General features: G+C 71.8%; 15 protein-coding genes. 11 read left to right on the plus strand and 4 right to left on the minus strand.

From position 1 onward, the window contains the following. The first annotated feature begins 160 nt into the window (after positions 1-160). The 6 genes from ACIPK3_RS13015 to ACIPK3_RS13040 all read left to right on the plus strand — a co-directional run bounded on the left by ACIPK3_RS13015 (position 161) and on the right by ACIPK3_RS13040 (position 4,914). A complete protein-coding gene (locus ACIPK3_RS13015) occupies positions 161-988 on the plus strand; it encodes a TIM barrel protein (RefSeq protein WP_402568999.1) in 828 nt (275 codons plus the stop codon). 33 nt (positions 989-1,021) lie between these two features. Continuing rightward, the gene (locus ACIPK3_RS13020; protein ID WP_402569001.1) at positions 1,022-1,912 is read left to right on the plus strand and encodes a 2-hydroxy-3-oxopropionate reductase; all 891 of its coding nucleotides are present in this window, start codon (positions 1,022-1,024) and stop codon (positions 1,910-1,912) included. 195 nt (positions 1,913-2,107) lie between these two features. Continuing rightward, a complete protein-coding gene (locus ACIPK3_RS13025) occupies positions 2,108-3,565 on the plus strand; it encodes a catalase (RefSeq protein WP_402569002.1) in 1,458 nt (485 codons plus the stop codon). Between the two features lie 207 nt (positions 3,566-3,772). Further along, entirely contained in the window at positions 3,773-4,009 is a 237-nt protein-coding gene (locus tag ACIPK3_RS13030) for a hypothetical protein (protein WP_402569004.1), read from the plus strand. A 580-nt stretch (positions 4,010-4,589) separates the two neighbouring features. Then, on the plus strand, positions 4,590-4,736 hold the full coding sequence (locus ACIPK3_RS13035; RefSeq protein ID WP_402569006.1) for a hypothetical protein: 147 nt from the start codon (positions 4,590-4,592) through the stop codon (positions 4,734-4,736). Between the two features lie 7 nt (positions 4,737-4,743). Continuing rightward, complete coding sequence (locus ACIPK3_RS13040) at positions 4,744-4,914, plus strand: hypothetical protein (RefSeq protein ID WP_402569008.1); 171 nt, start codon at positions 4,744-4,746, stop codon at positions 4,912-4,914. A 79-nt stretch (positions 4,915-4,993) separates the two neighbouring features. Here ACIPK3_RS13040 and gcl read toward each other — a convergent pair whose 3' ends face one another. After that, complete coding sequence (gcl, locus tag ACIPK3_RS13045) at positions 4,994-6,778, minus strand: glyoxylate carboligase (RefSeq protein ID WP_402569010.1); 1,785 nt, start codon at positions 6,776-6,778, stop codon at positions 4,994-4,996. A 129-nt stretch (positions 6,779-6,907) separates the two neighbouring features. Here gcl and ACIPK3_RS13050 point away from each other — a divergent pair, with 129 nt between their 5' ends. Further along, a complete protein-coding gene (locus tag ACIPK3_RS13050; RefSeq protein ID WP_402569012.1) occupies positions 6,908-7,660 on the plus strand; it encodes a hypothetical protein in 753 nt (250 codons plus the stop codon). Positions 7,661-7,683: 23 nt separating this feature from the next. On the opposite strand, the gene ACIPK3_RS13055 is transcribed toward ACIPK3_RS13050, so the two are convergent. Further along, the gene (locus ACIPK3_RS13055) at positions 7,684-9,294 is read right to left on the minus strand and encodes an AMP-binding protein (protein WP_402569014.1); all 1,611 of its coding nucleotides are present in this window, start codon (positions 9,292-9,294) and stop codon (positions 7,684-7,686) included. Next, entirely contained in the window at positions 9,291-10,961 is a 1,671-nt protein-coding gene (locus ACIPK3_RS13060) for an AMP-binding protein (protein WP_402569016.1), read from the minus strand. Before ACIPK3_RS13060 ends, ACIPK3_RS13055 begins: the two co-directional genes overlap by 4 nt. Positions 10,962-11,085: 124 nt before the next feature. On the opposite strand from ACIPK3_RS13060, the gene ACIPK3_RS13065 reads away from it, so the two are divergent. From ACIPK3_RS13065 to ACIPK3_RS13080, 4 genes are all read left to right on the plus strand, one after another. Beyond that, on the plus strand, positions 11,086-11,913 hold the full coding sequence (locus ACIPK3_RS13065; RefSeq protein WP_402569017.1) for a response regulator transcription factor: 828 nt from the start codon (positions 11,086-11,088) through the stop codon (positions 11,911-11,913). Positions 11,914-12,058: 145 nt separating this feature from the next. After that, a complete protein-coding gene (locus ACIPK3_RS13070) occupies positions 12,059-14,875 on the plus strand; it encodes an AAA family ATPase (protein ID WP_402569019.1) in 2,817 nt (938 codons plus the stop codon). Positions 14,876-15,077: 202 nt separating this feature from the next. Next, positions 15,078-15,869: a S1 family peptidase gene (locus ACIPK3_RS13075; protein WP_402569021.1), complete on the plus strand. Its 792-nt coding sequence runs from the start codon at positions 15,078-15,080 to the stop codon at positions 15,867-15,869. A gap of 204 nt (positions 15,870-16,073) precedes the next feature. Beyond that, a complete protein-coding gene (locus ACIPK3_RS13080; RefSeq protein WP_402569023.1) occupies positions 16,074-17,225 on the plus strand; it encodes a magnesium and cobalt transport protein CorA in 1,152 nt (383 codons plus the stop codon). Here ACIPK3_RS13080 and ACIPK3_RS13085 read toward each other — a convergent pair. After that, entirely contained in the window at positions 17,203-17,640 is a 438-nt protein-coding gene (locus ACIPK3_RS13085) for a TIGR03668 family PPOX class F420-dependent oxidoreductase (RefSeq protein ID WP_402569025.1), read from the minus strand. The genes ACIPK3_RS13080 and ACIPK3_RS13085 overlap by 23 nt on opposite strands. Positions 17,641-17,642: the final 2 nt, after the last annotated feature.

A 17,642-nucleotide genomic window follows, 5' to 3' on the forward strand; every position in this document is an offset into this window, starting at 1 on the left:
TGACCTGCGTCCCGACCCTAGCCGACACCCGATTCCGCGCGATTCCCGACAGCCGGGAACGGTGCGAACGGTGCCTTGACAAGACCCGGAACCAGAGGCAGCCTTTCCATCAAGTAGAAATCATATTCCACAATACGGAAACTTCAGGAGCGTGGAAACCATGCCCAGGTTCAACGTCAACCTGTCGATCCTGTTCACGGAACTCCCGCTCCTGGAACGCCCCGCGGCGGCCGCCGCGGCCGGATTCGGGGCGGTCGAGCTGTGGTGGCCCTGGGTCGACACACCCACCCCGCAGCACTCGCAACTGACCGCCCTGAAGCGGGCCGTCGAGGACGCGGGCGTACGGCTCACCGGCCTGAACTTCTACGCCGGACGGCTGCCCGGTCCGGACCGGGGCGCCCTGTCGCTGCCCGGCGCGGAGTCGGAGCGGTTCCGGGCCAACGTCGACGTGGCCGCGGAGTTCGCCGGATCGCTCGGCTGTACGGCGCTCAACGCCCTGTACGGCAACCGGGCCGAGGGCGTCGACCCGGCCGAGCAGGACGCGCTGGCCCTGGAGAACCTGGTCCTCGCGGCCCGCGCCGCCGACCGGATCGGCGCGACCCTGCTGATCGAGGCGCTGAACCGGCCCGAGTCGCCGCGGTATCCGCTGGTGAGCGCCCCCGCCGCGGTCGAGGTCGTGGACCGGGTGAACGAGGCCTCCGGGCTGGGCAACGCGCGCTTCCTGATGGACCTTTACCACCTGTCCATGAACGGCGAGGACCTGCCGTCGGTCATCGAGCGGTACACGGCGCGGACCGGCCACGTGCAGATCGCCGACAACCCGGGCCGCGGCGCCCCAGGAACCGGCTCGCTCCCGCTCATGGACCTGCTCGGACAGCTGACCAGGGCTGGTTACGACGGCTGGGTGGGCCTGGAGTACAAGCCCGGCGACCGCCCGAGCGCCGAGGCGTTCGACTGGCTGCCGACGGAGTCGCGCGCCGCCCGCTGATCCCACCACCGACGCACCGAGAGGCACCCCACCATGACCACCCTTCCCAAGATCGCCTGGATAGGCCTCGGCATCATGGGCTCCCCCATGTCGGAGAACCTGATCAAGGCGGGCTACGACGTCACCGGTTTCACCCTGGAGCGGGCCAAGCTGGACCGTCTGACCGCCGCGGGCGGCACCGCCGCCGGCTCGGTCGCCGACGCCGTGCGGAACGCCGACGTGATCATCACCATGGTGCCCGCGTCCCCGCAGGTCGAGGCGGTCGCCTACGGCCCGGACGGCATCCTGGAGAACGCGCGCCCCGGCGCGCTGCTGATCGACATGTCCTCGATCACCCCGCAGACCTCGGTCGATCTCGCAACCGCGGCGCGGGAGAAGGGCGTTCGCGTGCTCGACGCCCCCGTGTCCGGTGGTGAGGCGGGTGCCGTCGAGGCGGTCCTGTCGATCATGGTGGGCGGCGGGCAGGCCGACTTCGACGAGGCGAGGCCGGTCTTCGAGGCACTCGGCAGGACCGTCGTGCGATGCGGCCCGCACGGTGCGGGACAGACGGTGAAGGCCGCCAACCAGCTGATCGTCGCCGTGAACCTCCAGGCGTGCGCCGAGGCCGTGGTCTTCCTGGAGAAGTCGGGCGTGGACCTGACGGCGGCCCTGGACGTCCTGAACGGCGGCCTGGCGGGCTCGACCGTGCTGACCCGCAAGAGGGACAACTTCCTGGACCGCGACTTCCGGCCCGGATTCCGCATCGACCTGCACCACAAGGACATGGGCATCGTCACGGACGCGGCCCGCAGCGTCGGCGCCGCCCTGCCGGTCGGAGCCGTGGTCGCCCAGCTGGTCGCCAGTCTGCGCGCCCAGGGTGACGGCGGGCTGGACCACTCGGCCCTGCTGCGGGCCGTGCAGCGGCTGTCCGGCGACCGGGTCTGAGCCACCCCCGCCACGGTCCACCCCAGCTTCCGGGCGGTGCCGACGCCGACAACTGTCCTGTCGCGCCCAGGCGGCGGCACCGCCCGGAACCCCATTCAACAAACTGTTGACGCAGCGATCGTCACGAACCTAGGCTCCACGAAGCGGAAGTCGAATTCCGAAGCGCTCCGCCGCCCCTCGCACGGAAGGTCCACGATGTCGAAGCGCGTGCTCACGACAGAGTCCGGCGCCCCGGTCGCCGACAACCAGAACTCCGCCTCCGCCGGCGTCGGCGGCCCGCTCCTGCTCCAGGACCAGCACCTGCTGGAGAAGCTGGCGCGCTTCAACCGCGAGCGGATCCCGGAGCGCGTGGTGCACGCGCGCGGTTCGGGCGCGTACGGCCACTTCGAGGTGACCGACGACGTCACCGCCTACACGCACGCCGACTTCCTCGGCACCATCGGCCGACGCACCGAGGTGTTCGTGCGCTTCTCCACCGTGGCGGACAGCCTGGGCGGCGCGGACGCGGTGCGCGACCCGCGCGGCTTCGCGGTCAAGTTCTATACGCCGGAAGGCAATTACGACCTGGTCGGGAACAACACTCCGGTGTTCTTCATCAAGGACCCCGTCAAGTTCCCCGACTTCATCCACTCGCAGAAGCGGGACCCGTTCACGGGGCGCCAGGAGCCGGACAACGTCTGGGACTTCTGGGCGCACTCCCCCGAAGCCACGCACCAGGTGACGTGGCTGATGGGCGACCGCGGCATCCCGGCGTCGTACCGCCACATGAACGGCTACGGCTCGCACACCTACCAGTGGACGAACGCCGACGGCGAGGCGTTCTTCGTCAAGTACCACTTCAAGACCAACCAGGGCATCCGCTGCCTGAGCGGCGAGCAGGCCGCCGAGACCGCGGGCACCGACCCCAACTCGCACCAGACGGACCTGCTCCAGGCGATCGAGCGGGGCGTGCACCCGTCGTGGACGCTGTACACGCAGATCATGCCCGCGGCGCAGGCGGCGGAGTACCGGTTCAACCCGTTCGACCTGACCAAGGTGTGGCCGCACAGCGACTTCCCGCTCCAGCGGGTGGGCCGGCTGGTGCTGAACCGCAACCCGGACAACGTGTTCGCCGAGGTCGAGCAGGCCGCCTTCGCCCCGAGCAACTTCGTGCCGGGCATCGGCCCCTCCCCCGACAAGATGCTCCAGGGCCGCCTGTTCGCCTACGCGGACGCGCACCGCTACCGCCTGGGTGTCAACCACACCCTGCTGGCCGTCAACGCCCCGAGGGCGACGACCGCGCGCAACCACGGCCGCGACGGTCTCATGGCGGTCAACGGACAGGGCCGGCACGCCAAGAACTACGAGCCCAACTCCTACGACGGCCCGGTGGAGACCGGCCGCCCGCTGTCGGCACCGCTGCCGGTCTCGGGCCACACCGGCACCCACCCGGCGCCCGCGCACACCAAGGACGACGACTTCTTCCAGGCGGGCGAGCTGTACCGGCTGATGTCACGGGACGAGAGGTCCCGACTCGTCGCGAACATCGCGGCAGGTCTGTCGCAGGTCTCCCGTGACGACGTGATCGAGAAGAACCTGGCCCACTTCCACGCCGCCGACCCCGAGTACGGACGGCGCGTGGAGGAGGCGGTCCGCGCCCTGCGCGAGGACTGAGCTGCCGTACCGCGTCCGCGGTACGGCAGGGTGAGGACCGCGGCGGCGTGCGAGCCAGTGCGGTGGTGAAGGATCCGGTACCCCTTCCCGACGAGAGGGAAGGACGTCTCCGGTCCGTCGCCGCCACCGCGGTCCCCTCCATGCGCCGAGCAGGTGTCGAGGCTCCTTCGGGGTGCGGTTCCGCCCGCCCCGCAGGAGCCTTGAGTCATGACCTATCCACCGGCGGAGCACCCGCACATCGTGGTCCACGCCCCGGCCCTGGACGGCTCCCGGCGGGTCACCGAGGGCGAGGTGACCCTCGGGGTCGCCTCCCACCTGGACGACGTGGTCGAGATCCTGCGCATGGCCGACCTGGACCGGATCGAGGTCGAGGAGGACGACCTCATCGACTGGCAGGGCGGCGGCCCGGACGAGTGGCCCGGCCTCACGGAACTGGATCACTGACGCGGCGCGTACGTCGGGGGTCGTACGGCTGCTACGGCACCCTCAAATCAACCTCTGAACCGGGCCCGGCGAGGCTTCGGCCGCCCCCGGCGACGGGCAGGTACCCGGCACGCGGGGCCCGCCGTCGCGGGGGCGGCGGGCGTCGCGAGGGGGTGTGCCATGAGCGGAGGAACGGCGATCCGGCCGGAGCCGCACGCGGTCGCGCTGCTACGGGGCGGCCCGCGGGCCGCCGTGACCGTGGCCGTACTCGATCTGCATCTGCGCGGCGCGGTCGCGGCGGGCCGGGCGGGCACGATGCGGACCGTCGGTCCGGCCGGGGTCCAGCCCCTCCCCTCTTCTCTGACCAGGGCCGTGCACGCGGCGCTGTACCGGCCCGCCGGGATGGGGCAGTTGCTCGGCAGGCGGGGCGTGCGCTCGGCCCTCGCCGGGCTGCGCGGACCTCACGGCCACGGGGCTGCTCCGCGGGTTTCCGCCCGGGCGCACGCGGGCCGGGCGCCGGTTCCTGAAGGATCTGCGGACCCGGCACCCACTGCCGACGGCCGGCACGACCGGGCTCACGACCGAGGACACCCTCCTCGCCGTGGCCCTCCACGGCGATCGCGCCCTGAGGGCACTCGCACCCCGCTTCACGCACCAGGCCGGACTCACCGGCCGGGGCGGCACCACCGAGCACGCACCGCCAGGCACCACCGGCGGGGGCGGTGGGTTCAGCTGCGGGACGGTGTGACCCGCTCGTGGCCACGAACACTCCGATCGCCGCGCCCCTCCACAGCAACCCCGCCCCCACGCACTCCCGCCCCCGGTCCACGCACCAGGCCGGACTCACCGGCCGGGGCGGCACCACCGAGCACGCACCGCCAGGCAGCACCGGCGGGGGCGGTGGGTTCAGCTGCGGGACGGTGTGACCCGCTCGTGGCCACCGGCACTCCCTCGCGGGCGGGGGCCACCGGCGGGGTTCGGTTGCGGGGCGGTGTGAGGGGCTTGTCAGACCTTCAGTGTTCTGACCGCCGTCGGCGCGTGGCCCGGCTCCGTTGCCAGTTGCTCGAACTCCGTCACGTCGGAGATGTCGTTGACGGTGGACATCGCGATGTTGGTGACGCGTTCCAGGATCGCCTCGACCACCACCGGCACCCGGAACTCGGCGGCGAGTTTCCTGGCCCGGTCGAAGGCGGCGCCGAGTTCGTTCGGGTCGGTCACCCGGATGGCCTTGCAGCCCAGGCCCTCGGCGACCTTCACGTGGTCGACGCCGTAGGCGCCCACCTCCGGGGAGTTGACGTTCTCAAACTCCAGGCTGACCTGGAAGTCGATGTCGAAGGCCCGCTGTGCCTGCCGGATGAGACCCAGGTAGGAGTTGTTGACCAGGACGTGGACGTAGGGGATCTTGTGCTGGGCGCCGACCGCCAGTTCCTCGATCATGAACTGGAAGTCGTAGTCGCCGGAGAGGGCGACGACGAGCGCCCCGGGGTCGGCCTTGGCCACGCCCAGCGCCGCCGGGACGGTCCAGCCGAGCGGGCCCGCCTGGCCGCAGTTGATCCAGTGGCGTGGCCGGTAGACGTGCAGCAGCTGGGCGCCGGCGATCTGTGAGAGGCCGATGGTGGAGACGTACCGGGTGTCCGGCCCGAAGGCCTTGTTCATCTCCTCGTAGACACGCTGCGGTTTGATGGGGATGTCGTCGTAGTGCGTACGGCGCTGGAGGGCGGCCTTGCGCTCCTGGGCCGCTGCCGCCCAGGCGGAGCGGTCGGGCAGCCGACCGGCCGCCTTGAGGTCCCGGGCCGCTTCCACGAACAGTTCCAGCGCGGCCCTCGCGTCGGAGGCGATGCCGTAGTCGGGGGCGAATATCCGGCCGATCTGGGTGGGTTCGATGTCGATGTGCACGAACCTGCGGCCCGCCGTGTAGACATCGAGCCTGCCGGTGTGCCGGTTGGCCCAGCGGTTGCCGATACCGAGGACGAAGTCGGACTCCAGGAAGGTCGCGTTGCCGTACCGGTGCGAGGTCTGGAGTCCGACCATGCCCGCGTGCAGTTCGTGGTCGTCGGGCAGGACGCCCCAGCCCATCAGGGTGGGGACCACCGGAATGCCCGTGAGTTCCGCGAACTCCACGAGGAGTTCGCAGGCGTCCGCGTTGACGACGCCGCCGCCCGCCACGATCAGCGGGCGCTCGGACTCGCCGAGAAGCGCCATCGCCTTCTCGATCTGGGCGCGGGTCGCGGCAGGCCTGTAGGCCGAGAGCGGCTCGTACGTCTCCGGGTCGAACTCGATCTCGGTGAGCTGGACGTCGACCGGCAGGTCGATCAGGACCGGGCCGGGCCGGCCCGACCGCATGAGGTGGAAGGCCTTCTGGAAGACCCCGGGGACCTGGGCCGCCTCCAGCACGGTGACCGCCATCTTGGTGACCGGGGCGGCGATCGCGGCGATGTCGACGGCCTGGAAGTCCTCCTTGTGGATCACCGCGGTCGGGGCCTGGCCGGTGACACAGAGGATCGGGATCGAGTCACCGGTGGCCGAGTAGAGGCCGGTGATCATGTCGGTGCCCGCCGGACCCGAGGTGCCGACACAGACGCCGATGTTCCCCGGGTGGGTCCGGGTGTAGCCCTCGGCCATGTGCGAGGCGCCCTCGACATGGCGCGCGAGGGTGTGGTGGATGCCTCCGGAGGCGTTGAGCGCCGCGTAGAAGGGGTTGATCGCCGCTCCGGGCACACCGAACACGTCGGTGACGCCCTCGCGCTTGAGGATCTCAACTGCCGCGCGGGCAGCGGTCATTCGAGTCATCGCGTACTCCTGCCACTTCCGCCCCTGCATTTCCGCATTGCGGAAACTGTTTTCTACTATCTGAAAGTAATGTAGGTGGGCGGACCAAGACCGTCAAGGCAAGGACAAACGGGGTCTCATGGGTGTTCGATGGGAGCCATGTCCAAAAGCGTGCCGGTGCGCTGTCCGGCCTGCCGGAGCGCGCACGTCTACACCGCGCCCTCGTATCCCTGTGTGTGCGGCGCCCGCGTCGCGCCGCCACTCGACCGCTCGGCCCCCGCGACGGTGGTCACCCACCGGGTGTGGGACGACGACTGGGTGATGGTGCGCTGTCCGTCCTGCGGACGGCGGGACGAGTGGCCGCAGCCCGAACTCGGCTGCGACTGCGGCACCCTGCTGCGCATCCCGGTCGCGGATCCGCAGGGACACCGGCGCGCGGGCAGGAGTGACGGGCCCGGCGCGCGTGCCACGGCCGGGCGCTCGGGTACCGGGCCGCCGGGGGCGACCGGGCCGGTGCGGCCGCGCCCGGTCCCGCAGCCCGTCACGATCCGCACCGCGCGCGACGCGGTCACGGCCGTCGCCCTGTATCTGCGTCGGCTCGGCCACCAGGACATACGGCGGGCCGACCAGCGGCCGCCGGCCGGGATAGGCCTCGCCGCCCGCGGGATAGTGGTCCAGGTGGATCCCACGGCCGGTCCGGCCTCGCCACGGGACGTGGAGTGCCTGTGGCTGACGGCGATGACGGACTCGGCGAACTGCGTCTACTTCTCCCTCGCCGGCTACACCGACGAGGCCCGCGCGAGCGCGGACCTGCTGGGCATACCGCTGTTCGTGCTGACCCTCACGGGCACCGCGCACCCGGTGAACGGACCCGCCGTCCACCTGGACGCCAACGCGGCCTGACCCGGGGGCCCGGCAGGGGTGCCCTACCGGCTGTACCGCTCACGCAGTTCGATCTTGCGCACCTTGCCGGACACCGTCATCGGGAACGCGTCCAGGAGCTGGAGCCTGCTCGGCACCTTGTAGTGCGCGAGCCGTCCCTCGCAGAAGGCCCTCAGTTCCTCCAGCGTCACCGGGTCGGCCGCCTCGCGCGGGACGACACAGGCGAGCACCTCCTCGCCGTACGTCTCGTGCGGCACCCCGACGACCTGTACGTCCCTGATCTTCGGGTGGGCGTAGAGGAACTCCTCGATCTCGCGCGGGTAGATGTTCTCGCCGCCTCTGATGATCATGTCCTTGATGCGGCCGACGATCTCCACATAGCCGTCCTCGCGCATCACCGCGAGGTCCCCGGTGTGCATCCAGCGGCCCGCGTCCACGGCCTCGGCGGTCTTGCCGGGCTCGTTCCAGTAGCCGAGCATCACGCTGTAGCCGCGGGTGCACAGCTCCCCCGCCGCGCCGCGCGGCCGGGTCACCCCGGTCGCCGGGTCCACGACCTTGACCTCCAGGTGCGGCAGGACCCGGCCGACCGTGCCCGTGCGGTGTTCCAGGTCGTCGTCGATCCGTGTCTGGAGCGAGACGGGGGAGGTCTCGGTCATGCCGTAGCAGATGGAGACCTCCGCCATGTGCATCTCGGCGACCACCCGTTTCATCACCTCGACCGGGCAGGGTGAGCCCGCCATGATGCCGGTGCGCAGGGACGAGAGGTCGTAAGACGCGAAGTCGGGGAGGTTCAGCTCCGCGATGAACATGGTCGGCACGCCGTACAGGGCGGTGCACCGTTCGCGTTGTACCGCCTCCAGGGTGGCCCTCGGCTCGAAGGAGGGCGCCGGGATGACCATGCAGGCGCCGTGCGAGGTCGCCGCGAGATTGCCCATCACCATGCCGAAGCAGTGGTAGAAGGGCACCGGGATGCAGATCCGGTCCTGTTCGCTGTAGGCGATGGACTCGCCCACGAAGTAACCGTTGTTGAGGATGTTGTGGTGGGAGAGGGTGGCCCCCTTCGGGAAGCCCGTCGTCCCCGAGGTGTACTGGATGTTGATGGGGTCGTCGCAGGACAGCTCCGGGAACGACGGCGTCGACGGAGACGACGCGTCGGAGGTCCGGCGGGCGAGCAGTGCCTCCCAGCTCGGGTCACCGATGTAGACCGTCTCCCGCAACCGCGGGCACCTGCCCCGCACTTCCTCGACCATCGCCCGGTAGTCACTGGTCTTGTGGCCGAGGGAGGCGAACAGCAGGGAGATTTCCGCCTGGTTCAGGACGTACTCGACCTCGTGGGTGCGATAGGCCGGGTTGATGTTCACCATGATCGCGCCGATGCGGGCGGTGGCGTACTGGACCAGCACCCACTCCGGGCAGTTGACCGCCCAGATGCCGACCCGGTCGCCCTTGGCCACCCCGCTCACGAGCAGGGCGGACGCCAACCGGTCGACGTCGGCGGCGAATTGGGCGTAGGTCCAGCGCCGTCCGGAGGGGACGTCGACCAGCGCCTCACGGTCCGGCCAGGCGGCCACGGCCCGGTCCAGGTTGGCGCCGATGGTGTCGCCGAGCAGGGCGGTGGTGCCCGTCCCGTGGGTGTACGACAGCTGTGTGGTCACCGGAAGTCCTCCTCGCGGTACTCGTCGCGCGAGCCGGCTGCCGTGGCCTCGCGCAGTTCGACCCGGCGGATCTTGCCGGAGACGGTCTTGGGCAGCTCGCCGAACTCCAGCCGGCGCAGGCGCTTGTAGGGGGCGAGCACGTCCCGGGAGTGCTCGAAGAGCGCCTTGGCGGTGTCCGGTCCGGGCAGCCAGCCGTCGGCCAGCACGATGTACGCCTTGGGGACCGCGAGGCGCAGCTCGTCCGGCGCGGGCACGACGGCGGCCTCGGCCACCGCCGCGTGCTCCAGCAGCGCGCTCTCCAGCTCGAAGGGGCTGATCTTGTAGTCGGAGGCCTTGAAGACGTCGTCGGCGCGGCCCACGTAGGTGATGTAGCCGTCGGCGTCGCGGGAGCCGATGTCGCCGGTGCGGTAGTAGCCGCCCGCCATCGCCTCCGCCGTGCGGTCGGCGTCGCCGTGGTAGCCGGCCATCACACCCACCGGGCGGGCCGACAGGTCGAGCGCGATCTCGCCCTCGTCGGCGCCGGGAGCGCCGGAGACGGGGTCGAGCAGTTCGACCCGGTAGCCGGGGCTGGGCCGGCCCATGGAGCCGGACTTCAGCGGCTGGCCGGGGCTGTTGGAGACCTGCACGGCGGTCTCCGTCTGGCCGAAGCCGTCCCGGATGGTGACGCCCCAGGCGCCGCGCACCCGCTCGATGACCTCCGGATTCAGCGGTTCGCCCGCGGCGAGGGCCTCGCGGGGCGGGGTGCGCAGCTGGGCGAGGTCCGCCTGGATGAGCATGCGCCACACGGTCGGCGGGGCGCAGAAGGAGGTGACCCCGGCCCGGTCCATCTCGGCCATCAGACGGGCCGCGTCGAAGCGCGTGTAGTTGTGGACGAAGACGGTCGCCTCGGCGTTCCAGGGGGCGAACAGGTTGGACCAGGCGTGCTTGGCCCAGCCGGGCGAGGAGATGTTGAGGTGCACGTCGCCGGGTCTGAGGCCGATCCAGTACATGGTGGCCAGGTGCCCGATGGGGTAGGAGGTGTGGGTGTGCTCGACCAGCTTGGGGTGGGCGGTGGTGCCCGAGGTGAAGTAGAGCATCAGCGGGTCGTCGGCGAGGGTCTCGCCGTCCGCCGTGAAGTCGGCGGGCGCGGTGTACGCGTCCTCGTACGGCTGCCAGCCCCGGGGCGCGCCGCCGACGGCGAGGCGGGTGTACTTGCCGGGGACCGCGTCGAACTTGCCGGTGTCGGCGGTGCGTACGAGGACATGCCGGACCTTGCCGCGCTCGACGCGGTCGCACAGGTCGGCGGGGCCGAGCAGCGGGGTGGCGGGGATGACGACGGCGCGCAGCTTCATCGCGGCCAGCGCGGTCTCCCAGAGCTCTGCCTGGTTGCCGAGCATGACGAGGATGCGGTCCTCGGCCCGGACGCCTTGGGCCCGCAGCCAGTTGGCCACCCGGTCGGAGCGCTCGGCCAGCTGGGCGAAGGAGAGCCGGGTCTCGCCGCCGTCCTCCTCGACGATGTGCAGGGCGCTGCGGTCGTTGTCCTCGGCGATGACGTCGAACCAGTCCAGGGCCCAGTTGAAGTGTGCGGGGCGCGGCCAGGTGAAGCCCTGGTAGGCCCTGGCGTAGTCCTCGCGATGCTCCAGCAGGAAGTCCCGCGCGCTACGGAAGAGATCCGTCGCGGTCGTCATCTGTCCTCCTCGTGAACGGACCATTGCCCGGCGGCTCTCTGGCATCGTGTAATCCGTGATGCGGGTCTCACTACCCCCGAACGGGGGTGTGGACCCGCACCGGGCAGCGACGAAGGGCGGACAGGTGGCAGCAGACGCCGCTGGGACGGTGGAGTTCCGGGGGGCGCTCGCCCGGCTGCGGCGCGCCACCGGGCTCCCGGTGGCCTTCGGCGGGCTGGTCGAGTCGGGCCGGCCGCAGATCCGGATCAGCGAGCTGAGCGGCACGAACACCATGGCGTTGCGCTCGCTCGCGGTGACCTCGGGCAACGGTCTGGGCGGCAAGGCGGTGGCGCTGGCACGGCCGTGCGCCGTGACGGACTACTCCTCGTCGCGGCAGATCAGCCACGAATACGACATTCCGGTCGCGGTCGAGGGGATCCGCTCGGTGTTCGCCGTGCCGGTGGTGGTCGGGCGCCGCGTGCGGGGGGTGCTCTACGGCGCCCTGCGCGCGGCCCAGCCGCTGGGTGACCGCACGCTGAGCGCGGCGGTGGCGGTGGCGCGGGACGTGGAGCAGGCCCTGGTGGTCCGGGAGCAGGCCCGGGAACTCCTGGCGGCCGCCCGGCCGGTGGCCGGTGCGGACACGCACCCGTGCTGGGAGCAGGTGCGGGAGGCCCATGTGGCGCTGGTCGCGCTGGCGCCCCGGATCGCCGACCCGGGGCTGCGGTCGGAGCTGCTCGCCGCCTGCGGCCTGCTCACCGCGCCACGCCCGGCGTCCGGTGCCGGGCTGGCGCCGCGCGAGGCGGACGTGTTGCTCTGTGTGGCGGAGGGCGCGACGAACGCGGCGGTGGCGGACCGGCTGGGGCTGCGCCCGGAGACGGTCAAGGGCTATCTGCGCTCGGCGATGCGCAAACTGGGCGCTCACACCCGGGGGGAGGCGGTGGCGGCCGCGCGCCGGTCGGGGCTCCTGCCGTAGCCGTAAGGAAGCCTTTCTATTCAATCGGCGGCACTTTGAATTTCCCTATGCTTGACCCTCTGTTATTTCCCTCACGACAGCTTCCGTCCGAATTTCAAGGTTCGTTGCCTAGAATTTGGCCCGGACACGACATACGAGGGGAGCGGTGACCGTGCAACGGGACATCCAGGAGCCTGCGAGATGCCGCCCCGACCTGGTCATCGGCAGGGAGGAGCTCTTCGGCACCGCACGCGAGCAGCTCGCCTCGGGCGGCAGTGTGCTCCTGCACGGCCCCGCCGGAATAGGGAAATCGACCGTCCTGCGGGCATTGGCCGACGAATACGCGGGCGCCGTCCGCACCGTGTTGCGCTGCTCGGCCACCGAGTCCGAATCGCACCTGCCCTTCCTCGCCCTCGCCGACCTCCTCGGCCTCGTCCTCGACCGGGTCGCCGCACGGCTGCCCACGGCCCAGCACACCGCCCTCGAGTCGGCCATCACCGGGCGCGGCGAGTCGACCCTGCAACGGGACGGGCTGGCGCTGCGCCTCGCGGTGCTGTCCGCGCTGCGCGCCCTGGCCGCCGAGGGCCCGGTCCTGATCGTCGCCGACGACCTGCAGTGGCTGGACCCGGCCAGCGCGGAGCTCCTCGGGTTCGCCGCCCGCAGGCTGGGCGGCACCGCCGTGCAGCTGCTCTGCGCGGTCCGCACCGAGGGCCAGGAGTACGACCGGCATCTGCGCGCGTGCCCGCCGGACACCACCGCCGTACGCCTCGGCCCCCTCACCCGCAACCAGGTCTCCGCGCTGCTCGACCACCGCGGCTACACCGGTCTGAGCCGTTCCACGGTCCGCGAGATCCACCGCACCAGCGGCGGCAACCCCCTCTTCGCCCTGGAACTCGGCCGCGCCCTCGCCGAGAGCCCCACCCCGCCGAGGCCGGGCGAACCGCTGCCCGTGCCCACCTCCCTGCGCGCCCTGGTTCTCAGCCGCCTCGACATGCTGTCCGTCGAGGCCCGCCGCACCCTGCTGGTGGCCAGCGCGGGCGCCCGGCCCACCCCCGCCCTGCTGCTCGCCGCCGGCCGGGACAACGTCGAGGCCGAGTGCGCCCAGGCCGCCGAACTCGGGCTGCTCGCCACGGATCCGGACGGTCCGACCGTCCGCTTCGCGCACCCGCTCATCTCGGCCGCCCTCTACGCGGAGGCGCCCGCCCACGAACGGCGGGCCGCCCACGCCGCGCTGTCCACCGCGGCCTCCGACCCCATCGAACGCGCCCGCCATCTGGCGCTGGCCACCACCGGCACCGACCCGGAGGTGGCCGCCCGGCTCGCCGGGGCCGCCGCGCAGGCCCGCGACCGGGGCGCCCCCTCGGTGGCCGCACAGCTCGGCCTGCTCGCCGCCCGCCACACCCCGGCCGGCACCCGGCCCGCCCCGGACGAACGCCGGCTCCAGGCGGCCGAGGACGCGATCACCGCCGGCGAGGTCGACCTCGCGCGGGACATCGCCCGCGAGGTGCTGACCCGGGCGTCCGCCCCGGCGGACCGGGTGCGGGCCTGGATCGTGGTGATCGACTCGGCGGGCCACACCATGACGGAGGTCGACGCCGTCTTCCCGCAGGCCCTGGCCGACGCGGGTGACGACCCCCGGCTGCTGGCCCTGGTCCACTACCAGTTGGCCTGGCGCTCCCTCATCGTCGAGGGCGACTTCACCGCGGCCCGGGAGGCCGCCGCACACGCGGCGGAACTGGCCGAGCGCGGCGGCGACCGGCGCACCGAACTGCTCGCGCTGGCCTTCCAGGCCCAGACCGAGACCCTCATGGGCCACCCGGCCGCCCCGGCCACCATCAAGCGGGCGCTGCAGGAGCCGCAGGACCCGCAGGTGGCCTGCCATCACAACGGCGCGGGCAGCGCCCGGTTCCGCTGGCTGATCATGGGCGACCAGCTCGGCCAGGCCCGTGCCACGGTCACCGCCCTGCTGCGCGAGGTGCGCCGGCGGGGCTCGGTCGAGAGCGAAGTGCACTTCCTGCGCGGCCTCGCCGAGACCGAACTGCGCTCCGGGCACTGCGGCCGGGCCCTCGACCTGGCCGGGGAGAGCCTGCGGCTGGCCCGAGACTGCGGGATCGGTGAAACCGCCTCCGCCATGCTCACCTCACTCGCCGAGGCGTCCGGAGGGGACGTGGACCGGGCGCTGGCGCTGGCCCGGGAGGCGGTGGAGCACGCCGAGGAGGACGGCGACCAGATGTACCTCTCGCGCGCCCTCGGCGCTCTCGGCTACGCCCAGTTGGTGGCCGGGGACCCGGCGGGCACGGTGCGCTCGCTGCGGCGGGTGCGCGAGCTGGAGCGGACCCTCGGCATCACCGACCCGGCGCGCGGCCGCTGGCAGGGCGATCTCGCCGAGGCCCTCGTGCGGATCGGTGAACCCGCCGAGGCGCAGGACGTCATCGACGTCACCCGCGCGCACGCGTTGCGGCTCGGCCGGGACAGCGTCCTCGCCGTGCTGGACCGCTCCGAGGCGCTGGTGCGCGCGGCGGCCGGGGACCACGACGCCGCGGTGGCGCAGCTGACGTCCGCTCAGGAGCGGCTGGCCCACCTGGGGTACGGGCTGGAGGAGGCCCGAGCCGCCTTCGTGCTGGCCTCGCTGACGGACCGTCGTCCGGGACCGGGGTCGTACGACGAGGCCGGCCGGCTGTTCCGGCGCTGCCGTGCGCTGCCCTGGCTGCGCCAGGTGGACACGGCCCTCGCGGCGCCCGAGCCGGCACCGGCCGCCGCGGCCGCGCTGGCCGGCGGCCTCGACGGGCTGGAGGGGCTCGCCGCGATGGAGCGTCAGGTCGCCGCGCTGGTCATGGAGGGAGCCACCAACCGGGAGATCGCCGCACGGCTGTTCATCAGTGTGAAGACGGTCGAGGCGACCCTCACGCGCGTCTACCGCAAGTTGGGGATCCGCTCGCGGGTGGACATCGTCCGCTTGGCGGCGGGGCGGCGCGCAAAGTGACAAAACTGCCGGTTAACTGGGCCGGACCGAGGGTTTTCCCTGCCCTACTCCCCTAGGGGGTTCCCTCATTGGGAGGAGGGTGTACCGGCATCTAGCTTAAAGGCGTGCCGCTCGCCGGGCACACGGGGGCTGGTCCCGCAGCCTCCGTGATCCACCCCCCACCCGTGCGTCCCCCCACCGGCAACCCCCACCGAGGAGACTCATGTCCGGGCCCAACCGCGCAAGAAAGACCGCCGCCTTGCTCGCGGCGACCGGTGCCGCCGCGGCTACCGCACTGCTCGGCTCCCCGACCGCCACGGCCGCCCCGCAGCCCATCGTGGGCGGCACGACCACCACGACGACCGCCTACCCGTTCGTCATGCAGATCACGGACTCCAGGGGCAACCAGTTCTGCGGCGGCACTCTGGTGGCGGCGAAGAAGGTGGTCACCGCGGCCCACTGCATGGAAGGCGAATCCACCAGCGGCGTGCGCGTGGTGGGCGGCCGGACGTATCTGAACGGCACCAACGGCACGGTCAGCAAGGTCAGCAAGATCTGGATCAACCCCGACTACTCGGACGCCACCAACGGCGACGACGTGGCCGTGCTGACCCTGTCGACCTCGATGCCGTACACCGCGGCGTCGTACGTCTCCTCCTCGCAGACGAGCGTGTACTCGACCGGCGCCACGGCCCGCATCCTCGGCTGGGGCACCACATCGGAGAGCGGGAACTCCTCCAACCAGCTGCGGACGGCGACCGTGCCGATCGTGTCCGACACCAGCTGCAAGAGTTCCTACGGTTCGGACTTCGTGAAGACCGACATGGTTTGCGCCGGATACTCATCCGGCGGCGTAGACACCTGCCAGGGCGACAGCGGCGGTCCCCTGCTCATCGGGGGCGTCCTGGCAGGGATCACTTCCTGGGGGGAGGGTTGCGCGGAGGCCGGTTATCCGGGTGTGTACACCCGGCTGACCACCTTCTCGAACCTGGTGACCGCGCAGGTCAATTCGTAGCGCGGAACAACTCCTGAGCACCCCTCGGGCAGAGACCAGGGGGCGTTGCGAGCCACCACGAGCGGCCCGCAGCGCCCCCTATCCATTTCCTCATGCCTCGCACACCGGTACGGGCGGCATCGGACCGGTCCGGAAGCGTCCGTATATCCTGGCTGGTGATCACGCCGGGCCGGGCTCGGCCGATTCGACCGAGAGGCAGCCGTGATGCACGCCGGACGCGGCGGCCCCGCAGACAGGAACCACCGCAGGTCCATCCGGCGCAGGTCGCCCGGCCCCTCGGCGGTGCCGCCGGCCGGTGAGACTGCCGCGCCCTCGGCCGGCGAACCGGCCGAGAAGGTCGGCATCGTCCGGGCGGCGCTGTACCGGGACGGGGTGCGGGTCTCCTCCCCCGAGACGCTGACCGACACCTACCGCGAACTGCACGAGCAGCCCGACGGCATGGCGTGGATCGGGCTCGCCCGGCCCACCGAGAGCGAACTGCTTTCCCTGGCAGCAGAGTTCGGGCTCCACCCGCTCGCCGTCGAGGACGCGATGGAGGCGCACCAGCGGCCCAAACTGGAGCGGTACGGCGACACGCTCTTCGTCGTGCTGCGCGCGGCCCGCTACCTGGACGCTCCGGAGGAGGTCGACTTCGGCGAGCTGCACGTGTTCGTGGGCCCGGACTTCGTCATCACGGTCCGGCACGGCGGGGCCCCGGACCTGTCGGCGGTCCGCACCCGGATGGAGGACTCCCCCGAGCTGCTGAAGCTCGGCCCGGAGGCAGTGCTGTACGCGATCCTGGACGCGGTCGTCGACGGTTACGCGCCGGTCGTCGAGGGCGTCCAGAACGATGTCGACGAGATCGAGACCGAGGTGTTCCGCGGCGACCCCGAGGTCTCCCGCCGCACCTACGAACTCTCTCGGGAAATGGTCGAGTTCCAGCGTGCCACCCGTCCCCTGGTGGGCATGCTGCACGCCCTGATGGCGGGATTCGCCAAGTACGAGACCGACGAGGAACTCCAGCGCTATCTGCGGGACGTCGCCGACCACGTCACCCATATCAGCGAGCGCGTGGACGGCTTCCGGCTGGCGCTGAGCGAGATCCTCACCGTGAACGCGACTCTGGTGACCCAGCAGCAGAACGCGGAGATGCGGGCGCTGGCGGAGGCGGGGTTCGAACAGAACGAGGAGGTGAAGAAGATCTCGGCGTGGGCGGCGATCCTCTTCGCGCCCACCCTCGTCGGCACGATCTACGGCATGAACTTCCAGGAGATGCCGGAGCTGCACTGGGCGTTCGGCTACCCCTTCGCGGTCGGCCTGATGGGCGTGGTGTGCGTCACTCTGTACCTGGTCTTCAAACGCCGGGGCTGGCTGTGACCGCCCGCCAGCCCGTCCAGCGCTCGACGGTGACGGCGACCACGGGCCCGTCCGGCGGACGGTCACGGTACTGGGGGTACTTGTCGCACAGCGGGGCGAGGGCCTCCGTGCGGGCGTCGCGCGGGAGCAGCACGGCCTCCCCGTCGGCCCGCGCCCACCACAGTCGGTCCCAGTCGTCGTCGTAGGCGTCCGTGAGCAGGCACACGGACGGGTGGGCGGCGATGTTGCGCAGCCGTTTCAGCCGGGTCGTGGTCTTCGGCTTGTGATCCACGGCGGTGACGATCCGGTCGGCGCCGAGCGCGGCGAACACGACCGGCACCAGATGGGGGCGGCCGTCCGGGCCGACCGTCGCCAGGCGGGCCACCCGTGCCGCGGTGAAACACCGCCGCGCCTCGCCCTCGGTCATGTCCGGCACCT

Source organism: Streptomyces sp. NPDC086787, from assembly GCF_044745865.1.
Lineage (GTDB): Bacteria > Actinomycetota > Actinomycetes > Streptomycetales > Streptomycetaceae > Streptomyces.

Bases quoted from the DNA above. Each gene is read 5' to 3' on its own strand.
- ACIPK3_RS13075 (WP_402569021.1), top strand. From the start codon at position 15,078: ATGTCCGGGCCCAACCGCGCAAGAAAGACCGCCGCCTTGCTCGCGGCG.
- gcl (WP_402569010.1), bottom strand. From the start codon at position 6,778: ATGACTCGAATGACCGCTGCCCGCGCGGCAGTTGAGATCCTCAAGCGC.
- ACIPK3_RS13080 (WP_402569023.1), top strand. From the start codon at position 16,074: ATGCACGCCGGACGCGGCGGCCCCGCAGACAGGAACCACCGCAGGTCC.
- ACIPK3_RS13060 (WP_402569016.1), bottom strand. From the start codon at position 10,961: ATGACGACCGCGACGGATCTCTTCCGTAGCGCGCGGGACTTCCTGCTG.
- ACIPK3_RS13020 (WP_402569001.1), top strand. From the start codon at position 1,022: ATGACCACCCTTCCCAAGATCGCCTGGATAGGCCTCGGCATCATGGGC.
- ACIPK3_RS13050 (WP_402569012.1), top strand. From the start codon at position 6,908: ATGGGAGCCATGTCCAAAAGCGTGCCGGTGCGCTGTCCGGCCTGCCGG.
- ACIPK3_RS13030 (WP_402569004.1), top strand. From the start codon at position 3,773: ATGACCTATCCACCGGCGGAGCACCCGCACATCGTGGTCCACGCCCCG.
- ACIPK3_RS13025 (WP_402569002.1), top strand. From the start codon at position 2,108: ATGTCGAAGCGCGTGCTCACGACAGAGTCCGGCGCCCCGGTCGCCGAC.
- ACIPK3_RS13015 (WP_402568999.1), top strand. From the start codon at position 161: ATGCCCAGGTTCAACGTCAACCTGTCGATCCTGTTCACGGAACTCCCG.